Origin of the sequence: Photobacterium sp. OFAV2-7 (assembly GCF_022347985.1) — a bacterium.
Classification (GTDB): domain Bacteria; phylum Pseudomonadota; class Gammaproteobacteria; order Enterobacterales; family Vibrionaceae; genus Photobacterium.
Window position 1 is genome coordinate 1 of the sequence record NZ_JAKRFQ010000580.1, and the last position, 3,347, is coordinate 3,347.

Below are 3,347 nucleotides of genomic sequence, written 5' to 3' on the forward strand. Positions count from 1 at the left end.
TTTCAAGACCGGTGCTTTCAACCACTCAGCCATCTCTCCGTAAGTGCGGCGCATAATACGAGGCTAGCTGATACTTGTAAAGCAGATTTTCAAAAACTCCGTTTATATGATTAAACCTTGAGCAACATAGCGTTATTTAGTAATAGCGCCCCATAAGATAGCGCTAATTACCACTAACCAGCACACCGCCTAAACCGAGAACTTTCTCATCTCCTGATTGAGATCATCCACCTGGGCCTTGATAGCCTGCGAAGTCTGATTGGCGCTATCGCAATTGCTCGACACATCGGCAGCCGAATCAGACAGCTGATGCACTAAATCTGCCAGCGATTGAGATACATCAGACTGCTGCTCGGTCGCGGTCGTCATATCACTGACTTTGTCAGCCACATCGTCCATATAGCGAATAGTGTCTTGTAGCATGGTATTGGCCTGCGCGGTGTGCTCAGTGCCCGCCTTGACCAGCGACTGACTCTCACTGATCACCTTGACCACTTGCCCGGTCGAGGTTTGAATTGCATCAACAATCGCGTTGATTTCAGTCGTAGATTCCGTGGTACGTTGTGCCAGCAGTCGAACTTCATCGGCAACCACGGCAAACCCCCTGCCCTGCTCTCCGGCCCTCGCAGCCTCTATCGCCGCATTAAGCGCCAGCAAGTTAGTTTGTTCAGCAACACTCTCAATTACTTCAGTGACTCGCTCGATGCGATCACTCTCGTTACTCAGATGCTGAACCATTTCGCTTGCCCGGCCGATAAGGGCGTTAAGCTCACCCACCGTCTGCTGGTTTTGCTCTAAGGCTTTTTCACCGTTACCAAGCAGCTCAGAAGAGTGCTTCAAATCATCCGATGCCGCCTGAGTATGCTGCGCCGTTTCACTGGCTGTTACCGACATTTCCTCAATCGCCGTTGCCATTGAACGAATTTTCTCGGCCTGATTGGTCGCCTCGTTCGCGGTACTGCTATTGTTGTCCAGCAATCGGTTCATACTTGAATCAACGTCTTTGGCCTTGTCCGTAACTCCGGTTACCAACGCTGATAGCGATGCTGTCATACGATTTACTGCATCAACCAACGAAGCAATCTCATCATCACCTTTATTCTCAAGTGCTTTCCCTGAGAAGTTGCCGTGGGAAATCTCTTCGGCTCTCTGCCCGACCAGGGTGAGTCTCGAGCCAATGCTCCGTCCCAACCAAGTCGCAACAAGTAGCGAACAGACACAAGCAATAATCGCCACCGCTATCAAAGTGGTGATCACCCGCGACACACTGTCGCTGATAGCTATACCGCCTTGTTGGGCATTGTTCTGCTGAGCAACCACGACGGCATCAAGAAGCTCGGTAAACTGCGCTGCCGCAGGTCCGGTCTGCTGCGCCATCATATAGTTGGCTTTGTTCCACTCCGGGGACTGACGCAAGGTAATCACCTGCTCGGCTAGCGGCAGATACATCTTCTGCATCTCCTCAAAGATCTGCCACAGGCTTAAATCGCTATCGCTGAGCAATACCAGATGATTATTGACTTCGGCAACCGACTTGGAATGCTTCGTCATCAGCTCTTTGTACTTATCAAGATGATCCTGTTTACCGTCAAACAGATAATCACGCAGTGCACCCAGCGCGTTCGAAAGCGAGGTATAGCTATCTGCATAAAGCTTCATGAGCCTTTTCCGCTCACCACCGAATGCATTGTTCTCTTCTTCGTTGATTAACCCTTGCAGCTGATCAAGCGCTACTTCGGCAATAGGGGCGGCCTCGTTGAGCATCAGGGCATGAGCCGGGAGGTTGTCTGGCGTATGGCTAATATCAACGATAGCCTGCTCACTTTCCATCAGTGCCTGCCAGCTCTGCCCCACCTTGCCATACTGTTCATCGGTCAAATGGCTCTTAAGTTCGGTTAACTGGCGTTCAACAAGGGTAAAAGTGTCGGCAAGTTGCTGCCTAAGGGCCTGACCTACAGCTTCATCCCCGCCCTGCAGCATATAGGCCCGCAGCACCAATAAGGATGACTGCGCAGACTGCTGAAGCGAGCGGCTGGCATCCACCGTCGGCAAATCCTCATTGAGCAGGTAGTGGGCGTTGTCTTCGACTTGCTTGATTTGTTGGTAAAGGATAACCGCTGCACACAAGAACAGTGCGGTAATCAACAAAAAGCTAATCCTCAGCTTTCTGGCGATAGAAAATTTCATAGGTACTACATCCGTGTCTAACCAAGAAAGGTTAATATAATGTTAAATTAATCAATAATAAATAATCCATGCGGATTAATCGCCACTAAGTGGTGGAAAATCATACAATGGCATTTAAAGACAATTGAAGTTAAAGAGTTATATATATTTCATACTTTGCTTCTTTACGCTAGTACGATAGCGTCCACTTGATAAGAAATCAGTAACATAATGGTTGTAGGACATTTAAGCGTCTGATAGCTTAGAGAACATGAACGAGAAAATTTTGCGCCAAGTTTCAATGATGCACATGCCTTCTCAGCGAATGCTGCGAGGGATGGGCTGCTTGTTCTAACAAACCATAAAAGCAACACCATTCCAATTATCACAAACTGGGATGGTTCGTTGGCAAATTAGGTGTCTGTTTCCATTCCGGTTTTGAAAGTTAACCCAAGGAGACACACTGATGACATCTTTTGTAACCACCCCTATTTTCTACGCCAATGGCGATCCGCATCTCGGCCACGCCTATAGTGGGATCATTGCCGACATTTTCCATCGCTTCAGGCAACTATCAGGGCAGCAAAATATATTCATTACCGGTACCGATGAACACGGACTGAAAATCGCTTCTACGGCACAATCAGCAGGAACAGATGTCTCAGAGTTTGTTGATACTAAAGCCGCTGTTTTCTCGGGGTTATGGCCGGAACTGGATATTCACCCCGATATTTTCATTCGAACAACCCAGCAAGAGCATAAAGATCATATCAGCGCTGTGTGGCAACAATTATTAGAGAATAACGATATCTATCTGGGAAAATACTCAGGGCAATACTGTGTTGCCTGCGAGCAATTTTACTCTCCTCGAGAATTGGAAAGTAACCTTTGCCCGGTGCATAAAAGGGAAGTCGAAACGGTTGAAGAAGAGACGTATCTGTTCCAGTTGGAAAAATACCGCCAGCGATTGCTGGAATACTATCTGACACACCCTGATCTCATTACCCCTAAACATTTTCAAGATTCTATTGTTTCATTGCTTCAAGAAGGTCCGCTGGAAGATCTCTCGGTATCCAGAATTAACAACGCATGGGGGATCAAAGTCCCTGACAATAACGAGCATACGGTGTATGTCTGGATTGATGCCTTATTCAGTTATATCACCGCTATCCAGCAAACAG

2 protein-coding genes are annotated in these 3,347 nt (G+C 47.7%); one reads left to right on the plus strand and one right to left on the minus strand.

Annotation, left to right across the window (positions count from 1 at the left end):
• Positions 1-189 precede the first annotated feature (189 nt).
• The gene (locus tag MHN01_RS21190) at positions 190-2,187 is read right to left on the minus strand and encodes a methyl-accepting chemotaxis protein (RefSeq protein ID WP_239413281.1); all 1,998 of its coding nucleotides are present in this window, start codon (positions 2,185-2,187) and stop codon (positions 190-192) included.
• Positions 2,188-2,632: 445 nt separating this feature from the next.
• Here MHN01_RS21190 and MHN01_RS21195 point away from each other — a divergent pair.
• Positions 2,633-3,347: class I tRNA ligase family protein (locus MHN01_RS21195; protein WP_239413282.1), on the plus strand; the 715-nt coding region annotated here is incomplete at its 3' end.